Here is a 13,363-nt window from a genome sequence, read left to right as displayed (position 1 = left end):
GGGTAAACCCCGGGCGAGTCGCAATCCGCAATATGCGAGCCCGCCCGCTCGCCTCTGCAAAGTGTCCAGCGGCTGCCCATGAAAACCCCTCTCTGGTTCCCCCAAAGTTTCTTCGCCCGTACCCTCTGGCTGGTGCTGATCGTCGTGCTGTTCTCCAAGGCACTGACCCTGGTGTACCTGCTGATGAACGAAGACGTGCTGGTGGACCGTCAGTACAGTCACGGCGTGGCCCTGACCCTGCGTGCCTATTGGGCGGCGGACGAGGACGATCGCGACAAGATCGCCGATGCCGCCGGCTTGATCCGGGTGGTCAGCGGTGGGGTGCCGGAAGGTGAACAGCACTGGCCCTACAGTGAGATCTACCAGCGCCAGATGCAGGCCGAGTTGGGTGCCGACACCGAGGTGCGGTTGCGCATGCACTCGCCGCCGGCCCTCTGGGTGCGGGCGCCGAGCCTGGGTGCCGGCTGGCTGAAAGTGCCGCTGTATCCGCATCCGCTGCGCGGGCAGAAAATCTGGAGCGTGCTGGGCTGGTTCCTGGCCATCGGGCTGCTCTCCACCGCATCGGCGTGGATCTTTGTCAGCCAGCTCAACCAGCCGTTGAAGCGTCTGGTGGATGCCGCGCGGCAACTCGGCCAGGGGCGCAGCGTACGGCTGCCGATCAGTGATACCCCCAGCGAAATGACCGAGGTGTACCGGGCCTTCAACCAGATGGCCGAGGACGTCGAACAGGCGGGTCGAGAACGGGAGTTGATGCTGGCAGGTGTGTCCCATGACTTGCGTACGCCGTTGACGCGGCTGCGCCTGTCACTGGAGCTGATGGGCAGTCATGACGATCTCAGCGATGAGATGGTCCGGGATATCGAGGACATGGACGCCATCCTCGACCAGTTCCTCGCCTTTATCCGCGACGGTCGCGACGAGTCGGTGGAAGAGGTCGACCTGAGCGAGCTGGTGCGCGAAGTGGTGGCGCCCTATAACCAGAGCGAAGAGCGGGTACGCACGCGGTTGCAACCGATCCAGCCGTTCCCGTTGCGCCGGGTGTCGATGAAGCGGCTGTTGAACAACCTGATCGGCAACGCCTTGCACCATGCCGGCGAGGGCGTGGAAGTGGCGGCCTATGTTTCGGGCGACAGCAGCGCGCCGTACGTGGTACTGAGCGTCATGGACCGTGGGACGGGGATTGATCCGGCGGAGCTGGAAGGCATCTTCAATCCCTTCACCCGGGGCGACAAGGCCCGTGGCGGCAAGGGCACGGGCCTGGGGCTGGCGATTGTCAGGCGGATCGCCTCGATGCATGGCGGCAATGTCGAACTGCGCAACCGCACCGGTGGTGGCCTGGAAGCGCGGGTTCGTTTGCCGCTGGGGTTGATGCTGCCTCGCGACGCAGTGTAGAAATCAGCCTTTACCCTTGGTCCGGGTCATGTTCGGGCCGCCGTTCTTCTCGATGTGCTCGATGATGATCCCGGCCACATCCTTGCCGGTGGTCACCTCGATGCCCTCAAGGCCGGGCGAGGAGTTCACCTCCATCACCAGCGGGCCGTGATTGGAGCGCAGGATATCCACCCCGGCCACGCTCAGGCCCATCACCTTGGCCGCGCGAATCGCGGTCATGCGTTCTTCCGGGGTGATCTTGATCAGGCTGGCGCTGCCGCCGCGATGCAGGTTGGAGCGGAACTCCCCGGGCTTGGCCTGGCGCTTCATCGACGCAATCACCTTGTCGCCCACCACGAAGCAGCGGATATCGGCACCACCGGCTTCCTTGATGTACTCCTGGACCATGATGTCCTGCTTCAGGCCCATGAACGCCTCGATCACCGACTCCGCCGCCGTCGCCGTTTCGCACAGCACCACGCCGATACCCTGGGTGCCCTCGAGCACCTTGATCACCAGCGGTGCGCCGTTGACCATGGCGATCAGGTCGGGAATATCGTCCGGCGAGTGGGCAAAACCGGTCACCGGCAAGCCGATCCCGCGCCGCGACAGCAACTGCAGCGAACGCAGCTTGTCCCGCGAGCGAGCGATGGCCACCGACTCGTTGAGGGGAAACACCCCCATCATTTCGAACTGGCGCAGCACCGCGCAGCCATAAAAGGTCACCGAGGCGCCGATCCGCGGGATCACCGCATCGAAACCCTCCAGGGGCTTGCCGCGATAGTGGATCTGCGGCTTGTGGCTGGCGATGTTCATATAGGCGCGCAGGGTGTCGACCACCACCATCTCATGGCCGCGGGCAACGCCGGCCTCTACCAGGCGACGAGTGGAATACAGACGCGGGTTACGCGACAGCACAGCGATCTTCATGCAACACCTGTGGCAGAGGTAGTAGTGACCGGGAAAACCGGCTTGTCTTGAACGTATTTGTGCTCTGGATTGACCACCAACTGGCCATCGATCAGGGCTTTGGAACCGAGCAACAGGCGATAACGCATGGCTTTGCGGCAGGCGAGGGTGAACTGCACCTGCCAGACCCGGTCGCCCAGGGCCAGGGTGGTGGCGATCACATAACGCACCTGGGCATGGCCGTTGGAGCTCTTGATGGTCTTCATCGTCAGCAACGGCGCTTCGCAGCGGCGGTGACGCAATTGCACCACGCTGCCCAGGTGGGCGGTGAAACGCACCCACTGCTCACCGTCGCGCTCGAAGGGCTCGATTTCGGTGGCGTGCAGGCTGGAGGTGCTGGCACCGGTGTCGATTTTCGCCCGCAGGCCGGCGACTCCCAAATCCGGAAGCGCCACCCACTCGCGCAGACCCACAACAGTCAAATGGTCAAATGTCTTCAAAATGCTCAACCGGTGGAAAAAGGCGCTCTGGCTGCCCGGCAGCCGTAATTGCGGTATTCACGCAGAATATCGGGTAAATGGCGATAGTTATCTCTGCGACCTGTTTCAGGTCGTGAAATTACCCCCTGGATCACCTGGCATTCTAGACTGGCCAGGACCATTCAGCTTCGACGGCAACGGTAGTACAGTTCGACAATATTTCAGTTTGAGGAAGGACAGTGGCGCAGAAAGCGGAAGAGGACGACAAGGTTCGGTTGGACAAGTGGTTGTGGGCGGCGCGCTTCTATAAGACCCGTGCCCTGGCCAAGGCGGCGATTGAAAGCGGCAAGGTGCATTGTCGCGGCGAGCGCTGCAAACCGGGCAAGGAGCCACGGGTGGGCGACGAGATCCAGATTCGCACCGGTTTCGACGAACGGACCGTGGTGGTGCAGGCGCTGTCGCTGGTCCGTCGCGGCGCTCCCGAAGCGCAGACGCTCTATGCTGAGACCGAGCAGAGCCTGGCCAAGCGCGAAGCCGCGGCGGCGCAACGCAAGGCCGGTGCGCTGGGCCTGACCACCGACGGCAAGCCGAGCAAGAAACAGCGACGCGATCTGTTCAAGTTTCGTGGCAGCGGCGCCGAATAGGGCGCAGCGCGTCGCCTCAGTCCTTGACTGAGCGCCATTCGCCCCCATGTTGCTTGGTACAAATCCCGTTTGTTCATAAAATGCTCACTTCCCTGGGCAGAACACCCCTATTCCTACTTCCAGAATTGATACCTATGTCAGACCTACCGGACACCGACTACACCCAGCGCTTCATCTTCGATGACAGCGACACCCGCGGCGAATTGGTGTCGCTGGAGCGCAGCTACGCCGAAGTACTGGCCAAGCACCCCTATCCGGAGCCGATCGCGCAACTGCTCGGCGAGCTGATGGCCGCCGCGTCGTTGCTGGTCGGTACCCTGAAGTTCGATGGCCTGCTGATTCTCCAGGCGCGTTCCGAAGGCCCGGTGCCGCTGCTGATGATCGAATGCTCCAGCGAGCGCGAGATCCGTGGTCTGGCCCGTTACGACGAGGCACTGATCCCGGCCGATGCGACCCTGGCCGACCTGATGCCCAATGGCGTCCTCGCCCTGACCGTCGATCCGACCCAGGGCCAGCGCTACCAGGGCATTGTCGACCTGGACGGCGAAACCCTGTCGGAGTGTTTTACCAACTACTTCGTCATGTCCCAGCAGGTCGGCACACGCTTCTGGCTCCACGCCGACGGCCGCCGCGCCCGTGGCATGCTGCTGCAACAACTGCCCGCCGACCGCCTGCGCGATCAGGAAGAGCGCGACGCCAGCTGGCAGCACCTGACCGCCATGGCCAGCACCCTGACCGCTGACGAACTGCTGAGCCTGGACAACGAAACCGTCCTGCACCGCCTCTACCACGAAGAAGCCGTGCGCCTGTTCGACCTTCAACCGCTGCGTTTCCATTGCAGCTGTTCGCGGGAGCGTTCGGGCAATGCACTGGTCAGCCTGGGGCTGGAAGATGCCCAGCAACTGGTGGTCGAACACGGCGGCCATATCGAGGTCGATTGCCAGTTTTGCAACCAGCGCTATCTGTTCGATGCCGCTGACGTTTCGCAATTGTTCGCAGGTGCCGGCGTCGACACCCCGTCAGATACTCGTCACTAAAACGGTTCAGCGCAGGTAAATCTCCTGTCAAACGACAGAAAATAGGCGTTCTGACAGGAGGACCCTACTCTTTTTGGGCTTTTCTGGCATAATCCGGCCCACTTTTTTCGCGGTAGTAGTGCACGACTTTCTACTACAAAACGTTTGGAGCACTCGGCCAGTGGCCGACGGGGAATCTCATGACGCAAGCAAACAATGCCGTGTACACCGATCTGAGTGTTGACGATCTGGTAAAAGAAGCCCTGGCTCGTGGTGAAGGCGAACTCGCCGACACCGGCGCGCTGGTCGTGCGCACCGGTCACCGTACCGGTCGTTCGCCGGTCGACCGTTTTATCGTCGAAGAGCCTTCCACCCAGGACGCCATTGCCTGGGGCCCGATCAACCGCAAGTTCCCGGCCGACAAGTTCGATGCCCTGTGGAACCGCGTTGAAGCCTTTATCGGCGAGCGCGAGCGTTTTGTTTCCCACGTGCACGTCGGTTCCGACCCGGCGCACTACCTGCCGGTCAAGATGACCACCGGTACCGCCTGGCACAACCTGTTCGGCCGTTGCCTGTTCATCAACCCGGAAGCCGGCCAGTACAACGCCGGTGGCAAGGACGAGTGGCAGATCCTCAACGTGCCGGAGTTCGAGTGCGTGCCAGAGCGTGACGGCACCAACTCCGACGGCACCGTGATCCTCAACTTCGCGGCCAAGAAAGTCCTGATCGCCGGCATGCGTTACGCCGGTGAAATGAAAAAAGCCCTGTTCTCGGTGCAGAACTTCCTGCTGCCGGCCGTCGATGTACTGCCGATGCACTGCGCGGCGAACATGGGCGAAGAGGGCGACGTGACCCTGTTCTTCGGTCTGTCGGGCACCGGCAAGACCACCCTGTCGGCTGACGAAAGCCGTTACCTGATCGGTGACGACGAACACGGCTGGGGCGTGGGCGTGGTGTTCAACATCGAAGGCGGTTGCTATGCCAAGTGCATCGACCTGTCCGAGAAGAACGAGCCGGTGATCTGGAAAGCCATCCAGCACGGCGCCGTGCTGGAAAACGTCGTGCTGGACGCCAACAAGAAGGCCGACTACGCCGACGACAGCCTGACCCAGAACAGCCGTGCGGCCTACCCGCGCGAACTGATCGAAAAACGCGCACCGAAAAACCTCGGTGGCGAGCCAAATGCCGTGATCTTCCTGACCTGCGACCTGACCGGCGTACTGCCACCGGTGTCGATCCTCAGTGAAGAACAGGCCGCTTACCACTTCCTGTCCGGCTACACCGCACTGGTGGGTTCGACTGAAATGGGTTCGGGCGCCGGCATCAAGTCGACCTTCTCCACCTGCTTCGGCGCGCCGTTCTTCCCGCGTCCGGCTGGTGTGTACGCTGAACTGCTGATCAAGCGGATCCGTGGTTTCGGTTCCAAGGTCTACCTGGTCAACACCGGCTGGACCGGCGGCGGCTACGGCGTTGGCAAGCGCTTCAATATCCCGACGACTCGTGGCGTGATTGCCGCGATCCAGAGCGGTGCGTTGATTGGTGCCGAGACCGAGCACCTGGACACCATCAACCTGGACGTGCCATTGGCCGTACCGGGCGTCGAGACTGGCCTGTTGAACCCACGCAACACCTGGGCTGACAAGGCTGCCTACGACGAAGCGGCGAAAGCGCTGGCGGGTCTGTTCATCGAGAACTTCAAGAAGTTCGACGTGAGCGACGCGATCAAGGCGGCTGGGCCGAAGTTGTAAGTATCGGTTGCTCTGCTGGTTGAAAAGAAAGCCGCCCCTCGGGGCGGCTTTTTGGTTAATGCGGGTTTGAAAGCCAAAGTGATGGGGGACTGTATTTGTTCACCAAGAGCGTGAGGTGCCGCGACACTTTTTGAGGATCGCTTCCATCGTCGGAAGTGGTCTTTCCAGATCGGCAGGTGTGGTGTTGAAACCTGCCAGGCGAAGGCTTGCCAGGCAGTTTGATCTGCGGATTTTGTTGTAGTGATCCTGCTTTTCTTGAAAGGTCAATTTGCTTATAAGGCTTGCCTCTGGGCAGAGGTTTTAAAGTGTAACGCTAGCCCATGATTCGGGCTGGGCATGGGCGATGTATAGCGTTCATCTGCGAGCCCTGTTTCGCAGCGATTCACGTTTGGCGGAAAACAACTGCTGAGCATCTTCATCGGAAATGCTGGGGCGAGGGTCGTCGATACTCTCTTGAGCCTGGGCTTTGAACCACTTGTCATAGTGGGCGAGTAATACTTCATTGAGCCTGCCTTCATCACTGATGATGTCCGGGCGTTCTTGTAGAAAGTCCGAGTCAGCAGTGGGCAGCTCCGCCAGCGATTGCCAGCTGGGGCGCACTGGGCGCAGGGTGATTACATCTCCATTTGCCTGCTCAAGCATTGTCTGAATTGTCACCTGATTACCTCCAGAATGGATTTTCTGCGGGCTATGAGAGGCTGTGTCAGAAAGCCGAATGCAAATAATGAAGGCGCTGATACCTGCTGTGGATCAGCTCTTACCTTCATTCTCGTAGCCAGACTCTCAAAATGGGTTGTGAATTACCCAAGCTAAGTAGGTCATTTCCTATAGAGAAATGGCCTGTCTTTGAGGGGGTTACTGAGCGACTTGCCTGCTCAACGCCATCGTTCGCTGCTGGACCAGTTGCAACAGGTCGCAGCCTTCACGCACCAGCAGGTACGCGGCATTGGTGACGTGAGTGAAGTCTTTGTCGCAGGTGGTGACAAGGCTCACGCACGTCATGGTTTCCAGCAGGTCGCTGGCGGCCTGAAGGCGTTGGTAGGCGCTGGTTTGCAGGTCGTCGAGGCTGGCGTTGGTGTCGATGACCAGGACGGGAATAGTGGTGAAATTGGTGCTGAGAGGGATATAGCGATTTTGAGTATTCATAGGTATGCGCTCTGATGAGTTCCATGGATCCGCTCTCATCGTGACCAAGCGATGGGTGGCGGACTGTGCACAGGTTGGTCAACCGGCAGAGCGCACCGGCACACCCGAAGGTGTCCTGCACACAGCCGCCATGAAGCGTGCTGGCACGAAACGCGCCTGCAACATCCACTGTGGCGCTAGTGCGCACTCTGACAGGTGACCAAACCCGGTCGCTGAATTGGCAGCGACGGGGCGAACTATAGGGGGCTTCATTACGGCTCCGCAAGCCGTGGCATTTTGGATTGTCAGGTGGCTACCTATCGGTTTGGCCATTCAGCCTGCTATAGCGGTTTGATGGTGCTTTTTTCTTGACAAAATCCAACTGGCAAAGGCTACATGTCCACAGTCCATGGACTGTGGACATGTGAGGTTCTATTGAGATGAAAAGTCAAGATGTGTTGCTTCTCTTCAAATTGATCAGCTTGGAAAAGCAGGCTCAGGAAGATCTGAGTCGAGAGCGACGGCTGGAAATTTCCGAAAGCACTGGTGAGATAGGTCAATTTTTGTACGGCAATCCAGAGGACTTGTTCAGTCATCGGGACACGATGAGCTTCCATCTCTCGGACGCTTTGGAGTGGCAAGGTTGGGACTATCAGGCTGAGCCTGCTGATCAGCAGAGCGACGACAGCTACACGGTCCGAGCCTTGGCTGCGTCGTTGAGCTTGAGCAAAAGTGAAGTTTCAAACGCCCTGACTCGCTGCCGTGACATCGGTCTCGTAACGCTTGGATACGAAGACGGCCTGCCAAAGGCCAATAGTCGTGCTTTGCTGGATCTTGTGGCTAATGGGCTCAAGTACGTTTTTCCGGTAAGGCCCGGTGCGACAGTTCGCGGTATTCCTACCGGTTTTGCCGCACCGATCCTGGAAGGAAAGGTCATGAGCGGGGGCGATCTGATACCGGTCTGGCCGGATCCCAAGGGAAAAAAGAAGGGCCAGGCGGTGGCTCCGATTTACAAGACTGTCCCCGAGGCGGTCAAGCGAGATTACCTGCTTTACCACTATCTGGCATTGGTCGACGCCATACGTTTGGGAAGCCCGCGAGAAGCCGATGTGGCGAACCAGCTACTGAGAAAATGGATTCTTCATGAGTGAGCAACAGAAAGCCCTGTTGGAAATGCTGGATGTGGTCGCTCAGGCTCTGGGTGAGGAACTCTGCCAGCAGGTGGCATTTGTCGGCGGCTGCACCACGGCCTTGTTGGTGACCGATGAGGTGACGCTTGAGGACCTGCGTTTTACCGATGATGTTGATCTGGTCGTGCAACTGGCCGGTTATGCAGGTTGGCCAAGGTTGATGGAGCAACTTCGTAGTCGAGGCTTCATGGAAAGCCCTCTGGATGACGTTAATTGTCGAATGCGTCTTGGCGAGTTGAAGGTCGATTTCATGCCTTCCGACAAAGCGATTCTGGGCTACAGCAACCGTTGGTTCGATGAGGGTTTTCAGCACGCTCGGCTCCACCGTCTGCCCAGCGGTGCGCAAATACGTGTCTTCGCGCCACCCTACTTTCTCGGTACCAAGTTTGAAGCCTACAAAGGACGAGGCGGTGGTGACACGCTCAATAGCAAGGATATCGAGGACATCGTCAACCTGGTTGATGGGCGCGAGGAGTTAGTGGCCGAAGTGAGCAATGCCGCTCTGCCGCTCAAGCAGTATCTCAGTGAGCATATGACCGAACTGATCAACAACAGGGATTTTTCCTATGTGGTGCAGAGCGCCGCTCGGGGCGATCGTGGGCGTGAGGCCATTATTTTTGGTCGACTGAAGCAGATGGCAAAGGGGTAGTCAGTTCATGCCCATCGACCATGTACTGACGATTCAAGGTGGGCGAACGAGCGATAACAGGGATTGCACCGGATTTGCCTCACAGGAGCACCACCACCTTTACCTGCTGGCTGACGGCTCGACTTCGTCTTCGCAGAGCGCTGAGTTGGCCAAGGCCCTGATTGCGCATATGGAGGGTGGTTTTGGGCAATTAAGTGCAAAGCAATTGCATCCAGACAGGGTTGAAGCGGCGTTATTACAGTTGCTGAGTGAGGGGCATGACTCACTCGCCAGGGTATTTGCCCCATCAAGTACCAGCTATTTGATCGTGCTATTTACCCCTGACGAGGTCCTTGCGATTCATGCCGGAGATTGTTGTTTGGGTCGGGTTCTAGAGTCCGGTGAGGTTGAGTGGCTGACCTTGCCCCATTGCCGAGCCAACTGGCGAGGTGATTTGACCCATGCACAGATTGCGATACATGCCGACCGCCACAGCCTGACGCGCTGTTTCAGCGCAAGGCGTGAGCATTCTCCTCAGGTCAGCCGATTCCAGGTGTCAGATGGCTCGCGTTGGGTTTTGGCAACGGACGGGTTTTGGGCGGACCTTTGTCCTGTCAAACAACGGAAACATCTGGAAAGTGGTGCGTTATTGGCGCCGGATAGCGATGACGACCTGACGATTATCGACGTCCGGTTCTGACTCACTCCGCCGCGCTATATGTCTTCATCGCGGTGCAATAGCGCACTTCCATCTCTTTGCTTTTCTCATCCTGGTCGCGGTCCCAGCGCTTGCCCCATTCGCCGCACTGTTCCTTGAAAAAGACCTCCGCCGATTTGCGACATTCACGGCGCTCGGTGCTGCCGGCGAGGAAGTTGCCGCAGACGCTGGCGTTGTCGATGACGTTGTTGAAGATCCGCCATTTCGCCTGATAACGGTCGCGGCCATCCCATTCGCGAATGCTCACCGTGGCGATTTCGTATTGGCGTGTCTGCCTGGCTTCAGGTGCGTTCAAGTTGGCTTGGTAGCCCGCCAGGTAGCTGGCCGACACCAGGCCCTGGACCTTCGGGGTGGGTGGGGCTGCGGCGTGTGCTGCTGCCGCGGGCGCCTGGGTCTGCACCACGACAACCACTTGCGGTGCAGGCGCTGGCACGAGTTTGGCGGTAGGTTCTGGATGCGATACCGGCTCCACTGGCGCTTCGGACGGCTTGGCCGTTTCAATCGGCACTGGCTCATCCGCTGGCAGTGGCGCAACAGGGATCGGGTGGCTGCTGTTACGGTTGACCGTCATGTAGCCGAGCATACCCACCAGTATCAGCACCAATACCCACATTCCATAGGATTTGGGCTGCGCCGGGCGCGGTACTTTCTGTTTGGCTGGGTGCGATCCCAGCACCACGTCAAAATGTTCGGGGTGCAGGCGCTTGAAACGGATGACGCCATCGTCATCTTCTTGCTCGGGTTGGTGCATGTCGCCGCTGCCTTCCTTGGTGAGTCAGCGGGTTATCGGCGCTTTCTCGTGGGCTTTGAGGGGAGTTGCAGATTAAATCGTCAAATGGCCGTTGGCGAGTAACGATGGCTCCACAAAAATGAAATTTTCCTTTTGAAAAGCAGGCACCTCAGACAAAAAATCGGTATGTTTCCCACCAGTTTTTAGGGCGCCATCCGGTGCTCGATTTTTGCACTTAAAGGGAGTTAAGTATGTCTCTGCTTCGCGTGGCCTCGGTATTGTCGTTGTGTGCCGCCGCCTGGTCGGTCCAGGCCGGGCAATTGCCCATCGAAGTCCTCAGTGCCGTGGTCAAGGATCAGAAGATCGCCGACGCCGAAGTGCTGTTGCAGCGCAACGGTGAGCAGAACGTGGTTGGCAAGACCAACGCCCAGGGGCAGGTCGTTCTCGAGGCCAACTTCGCCGACGATGCCAGCAATCTGCTGATCATCAAGAAGACCGGTTATTCCAATCTGGTGGTCAAGTGCCCCTGCAAGGACATGACCTATGCCGTCAGTCCAGTGATGCAGAGCCTCGACGGCCTGCGCGTGGTGCTGACCTGGGGCAAGACTCCGGCAGACCTCGACTCCCACATGATTTTCCCCGGCAACAATATCTACTTCGAACAGCAGAAGGGCACCGACGCCGAATTGGACGTGGATGACACCGACAGCTATGGCCCGGAAACCATCACCCTGCAGAAGAAGCACTACGGCGAAAGCTATGTGTATGCGGTGCATGACTACACCAACGCCAACAATCCGGGCTCTCGCCAGTTGTCCAACAGCCAGGCCACGGTATTTGTCTACATGGGGCAGTCCCTGGTCCGTACCTATTACGTTCCCGTCAATCGCAGCGGCAACCTGTGGACCGTGTTCCGTATGACCGGCAACGGTGACTTCCAGGACATCAACACCTTCAGCGGTGTGACCGTGGAGGCCAAGAATGTGTTGAATGAAGTCTCGCCGCTGCTTGACGACAAGGTCGCGGTCGCCGAAGTGGCGGTCAGCTCTACGGCGCAGATCGATGCGAAGGCTCTGAATGTGAAAGGCGAGGCAGCCTACAAGGCCGGTAATCTGGAGCAGGCGATTGCCTTCTTCCGTCAGGCCATCGATCTGAACAACGGCTTCGGTCAGGCCTACAGCAACCTCGGTCTGGCGTATCAGAAGGCCGGTAATACCGCTGAAGCCATTTGGGCCAACCGCAAGGCCGTTGCCCTGGCAGCCGGCAACTCGGCCAACACCGTGCGCGCGAGCTCGTACTACAACATTGCCCGTATCTACGAAGACGCCGGGCAGTTCTCCGACGCCCAGCGTCACTACGAGTTGGCCAAGGAACAGAAAGCCAACCCGGTGTACGACACGGCGATCGAGCGGGTAAAAAATCGCTGAATCGCACACTGATCCAACCCCACAACGCGCCCTGTCTGGCGCGTTGTTCATTTCTGGGGGCCGTTACGGGGTGTTCTATCCCGCAGGACCGTTATCGGTAGGCGAGATTTGTCGGCTGCTGCTTCGCACGCTCGCCTGCCAGCCGCGTCGCCGCCGCCAGATCCATCAGGCCGCGCCCATAAGCCTCGCCCTTGGCAAAAAAACCGCTGTTGTTGGCGCTGTCGAGCAATACATCACGCAGTTGCTGGGGTGTGAGTTCGGGAAAGCGACTTTGCAGGGCGGCAAGCGCGCCGCTGACCAGCGCCACGGCGGGCGAGGTCCCGGCGGTTTCCTTGTAGCCGCCCTTGGCACTGGTGGTCAGCAAACCTTTGTCGACGCCACCATCCCCGCCCGGGACCGCGATGCACCAGCGTTCGGCCACGCCGCAGTAGTTGGACTTCTGGTTGATAAGCGTGCCGTCATTCTTCAGCGCCACCACGGCGATCCAGCCCTTTTCCAGCTCCGGCAAGGCCACGGGCAGGCCGGGTTCGGCCAGGGGTTCGCGGCGTAGCTCATTGCCCGTGGGAAAAACAAACACGGCGCCGTCGGCCACCAACTGGCGAGCAACCGGCAAGGAATCACCCATCACCTGTTTGTAGCGCGCTTCAGTGATTTCGGTGGCGGGAATGTCGTTGGCCCAGGAGTTACTCAGGATCCGGGCCCCGGCCGCGAAGCTGTCTTTCCAGGCGCGGGCGATCTGATCGTCGAAAAAGAACGGTTCGTTGTTGTCGCCGATGCGCATGGCGATCAGCTTGGCATCGAAGGCGATGCCGTGCATGCCCTGGCCGTCGCGGTTGGCGGCGATAATGCCGGCCATCTGCGTGCCATGGCCGTGGGGATCGATCAGTTCGGGGACGTCGCGCACGTAATCGTGGCCAGGTGTGGCGAGGCGGCCCTTGAATTCGGGCAGTTCGGTATTGAGGCCTGAATCGATGATCGCCACGCTGACACCTTTGCCGGTGCCGCCCTGTGCATAAAGTGTCGACGCCTTGACCAGTGCCAATGCGCGTTGGGCTTTGTATTCCGGGGTTTCGAAGCGCCTGGAGAGCGGCTCGGTCTCAGCCGCGCCCGGCTTGAGCAGGCTGGAGTCCAGGCCGGACAGGCAGCCGCTCAGCAAGAGAGGCGCCAGGAGCAGGCCGTGACGGGCCAAGCGAGAGAAGGGGCGAGGTGCGGTGTCCATATAAGCTCCTGTGCAAACGAGGGCCGTTGAACCGTCCGTTTCAACGGCGCAGTGATCGGCGACTGGGCGTCAGTCGCCAAAGGAGCTTCGATGTAACCGGCATTTCCACAGGCGCGCACTTGAGGATTTGTATCCGGGTATTGGCCGCCATCGCGCAAC

Annotated in this window: 15 protein-coding genes; 8 read left to right on the top strand and 7 right to left on the bottom strand. The window is 59.5% G+C overall.

Going from position 1 to position 13,363, the window contains the following annotated elements; genetic code table 11:
- Positions 1-78: 78 nt before the first annotated feature.
- Positions 79-1,392: an ATP-binding protein gene (locus M5C01_RS08320; protein WP_152736753.1), complete on the top strand. Its 1,314-nt coding sequence runs from the start codon at positions 79-81 to the stop codon at positions 1,390-1,392.
- 3 nt (positions 1,393-1,395) lie between these two features.
- On the opposite strand, the gene rimK is transcribed toward M5C01_RS08320, so the two are convergent.
- Both rimK and M5C01_RS08310 read right to left on the bottom strand, forming a co-directional pair.
- Positions 1,396-2,301 carry a 30S ribosomal protein S6--L-glutamate ligase gene (rimK, locus tag M5C01_RS08315; protein WP_100942049.1) on the bottom strand — a complete coding sequence of 302 codons (906 nt, stop codon included), beginning with the start codon at positions 2,299-2,301 and terminating at the stop codon, positions 1,396-1,398.
- A complete protein-coding gene (locus M5C01_RS08310; RefSeq protein ID WP_152736754.1) occupies positions 2,298-2,780 on the bottom strand; it encodes an ATP-dependent zinc protease in 483 nt (160 codons plus the stop codon). The genes rimK and M5C01_RS08310 overlap by 4 nt, the downstream gene beginning before the upstream one ends.
- A 218-nt stretch (positions 2,781-2,998) precedes the next feature.
- Here M5C01_RS08310 and M5C01_RS08305 point away from each other — a divergent pair, with 218 nt between their 5' ends.
- From M5C01_RS08305 to M5C01_RS08295, 3 genes are all read left to right on the top strand, one after another.
- Positions 2,999-3,403, top strand: coding sequence for a S4 domain-containing protein (locus M5C01_RS08305; RefSeq protein ID WP_103497977.1), 405 nt, complete (start codon positions 2,999-3,001; stop codon positions 3,401-3,403).
- Between the two features lie 134 nt (positions 3,404-3,537).
- Positions 3,538-4,440, top strand: a complete 903-nt coding sequence (hslO, locus tag M5C01_RS08300) for an Hsp33 family molecular chaperone HslO (RefSeq protein WP_152736755.1) — start codon at positions 3,538-3,540, stop codon at positions 4,438-4,440.
- A gap of 179 nt (positions 4,441-4,619) precedes the next feature.
- Positions 4,620-6,167 carry a phosphoenolpyruvate carboxykinase gene (locus M5C01_RS08295; RefSeq protein ID WP_103497975.1) on the top strand — a complete coding sequence of 516 codons (1,548 nt, stop codon included), beginning with the start codon at positions 4,620-4,622 and terminating at the stop codon, positions 6,165-6,167.
- Between the two features lie 99 nt (positions 6,168-6,266).
- Here M5C01_RS08295 and M5C01_RS08290 read toward each other — a convergent pair whose 3' ends face one another.
- The 3 genes from M5C01_RS08290 to M5C01_RS08280 all read right to left on the bottom strand — a co-directional run bounded on the left by M5C01_RS08290 (position 6,267) and on the right by M5C01_RS08280 (position 7,313).
- The gene (locus M5C01_RS08290; protein WP_248764303.1) at positions 6,267-6,443 is read right to left on the bottom strand and encodes a YhfG family protein; all 177 of its coding nucleotides are present in this window, start codon (positions 6,441-6,443) and stop codon (positions 6,267-6,269) included.
- 78 nt (positions 6,444-6,521) lie between these two features.
- The gene (locus M5C01_RS32955) at positions 6,522-6,824 is read right to left on the bottom strand and encodes a hypothetical protein (RefSeq protein WP_152736758.1); all 303 of its coding nucleotides are present in this window, start codon (positions 6,822-6,824) and stop codon (positions 6,522-6,524) included.
- A 198-nt stretch (positions 6,825-7,022) separates the two neighbouring features.
- Positions 7,023-7,313, bottom strand: coding sequence for a hypothetical protein (locus M5C01_RS08280; protein ID WP_152736759.1), 291 nt, complete (start codon positions 7,311-7,313; stop codon positions 7,023-7,025).
- Between the two features lie 419 nt (positions 7,314-7,732).
- Here M5C01_RS08280 and M5C01_RS08275 point away from each other — a divergent pair, with 419 nt between their 5' ends.
- Genes M5C01_RS08275 through M5C01_RS08265 form a run of 3 tightly spaced genes read left to right on the top strand, consistent with a single transcriptional unit; the run spans position 7,733 to position 9,810 of the window.
- Positions 7,733-8,443 carry a hypothetical protein gene (locus M5C01_RS08275; RefSeq protein ID WP_152736760.1) on the top strand — a complete coding sequence of 237 codons (711 nt, stop codon included), beginning with the start codon at positions 7,733-7,735 and terminating at the stop codon, positions 8,441-8,443.
- Positions 8,436-9,131, top strand: coding sequence for a hypothetical protein (locus M5C01_RS08270; RefSeq protein ID WP_152736761.1), 696 nt, complete (start codon positions 8,436-8,438; stop codon positions 9,129-9,131). Before M5C01_RS08275 ends, M5C01_RS08270 begins: the two co-directional genes overlap by 8 nt.
- A 7-nt stretch (positions 9,132-9,138) precedes the next feature.
- Positions 9,139-9,810: a protein phosphatase 2C domain-containing protein gene (locus tag M5C01_RS08265; protein WP_152736762.1), complete on the top strand. Its 672-nt coding sequence runs from the start codon at positions 9,139-9,141 to the stop codon at positions 9,808-9,810.
- A 1-nt stretch (position 9,811) separates the two neighbouring features.
- On the opposite strand, the gene M5C01_RS08260 is transcribed toward M5C01_RS08265, so the two are convergent.
- On the bottom strand, positions 9,812-10,579 hold the full coding sequence (locus M5C01_RS08260) for a hypothetical protein (protein WP_152736763.1): 768 nt from the start codon (positions 10,577-10,579) through the stop codon (positions 9,812-9,814).
- A gap of 230 nt (positions 10,580-10,809) precedes the next feature.
- Here M5C01_RS08260 and M5C01_RS08255 point away from each other — a divergent pair, with 230 nt between their 5' ends.
- Positions 10,810-11,985 (top strand): tetratricopeptide repeat protein, encoded by a 1,176-nt coding sequence (locus M5C01_RS08255; RefSeq protein WP_152736764.1) that lies wholly within the window; start codon positions 10,810-10,812, stop codon positions 11,983-11,985.
- A 91-nt stretch (positions 11,986-12,076) separates the two neighbouring features.
- On the opposite strand, the gene M5C01_RS08250 is transcribed toward M5C01_RS08255, so the two are convergent.
- Positions 12,077-13,204 (bottom strand): S8 family peptidase, encoded by a 1,128-nt coding sequence (locus M5C01_RS08250; RefSeq protein ID WP_152736765.1) that lies wholly within the window; start codon positions 13,202-13,204, stop codon positions 12,077-12,079.
- Positions 13,205-13,363 lie beyond the last annotated feature (159 nt).

Source organism: Pseudomonas sp. MWU12-2319 (assembly GCF_023242525.1).
Lineage (GTDB): Bacteria > Pseudomonadota > Gammaproteobacteria > Pseudomonadales > Pseudomonadaceae > Aquipseudomonas > Aquipseudomonas gingeri_D.
Note: the sequence above shows the minus strand (reverse complement) of the source record. Positions and strands in the feature narration are given on the sequence as shown.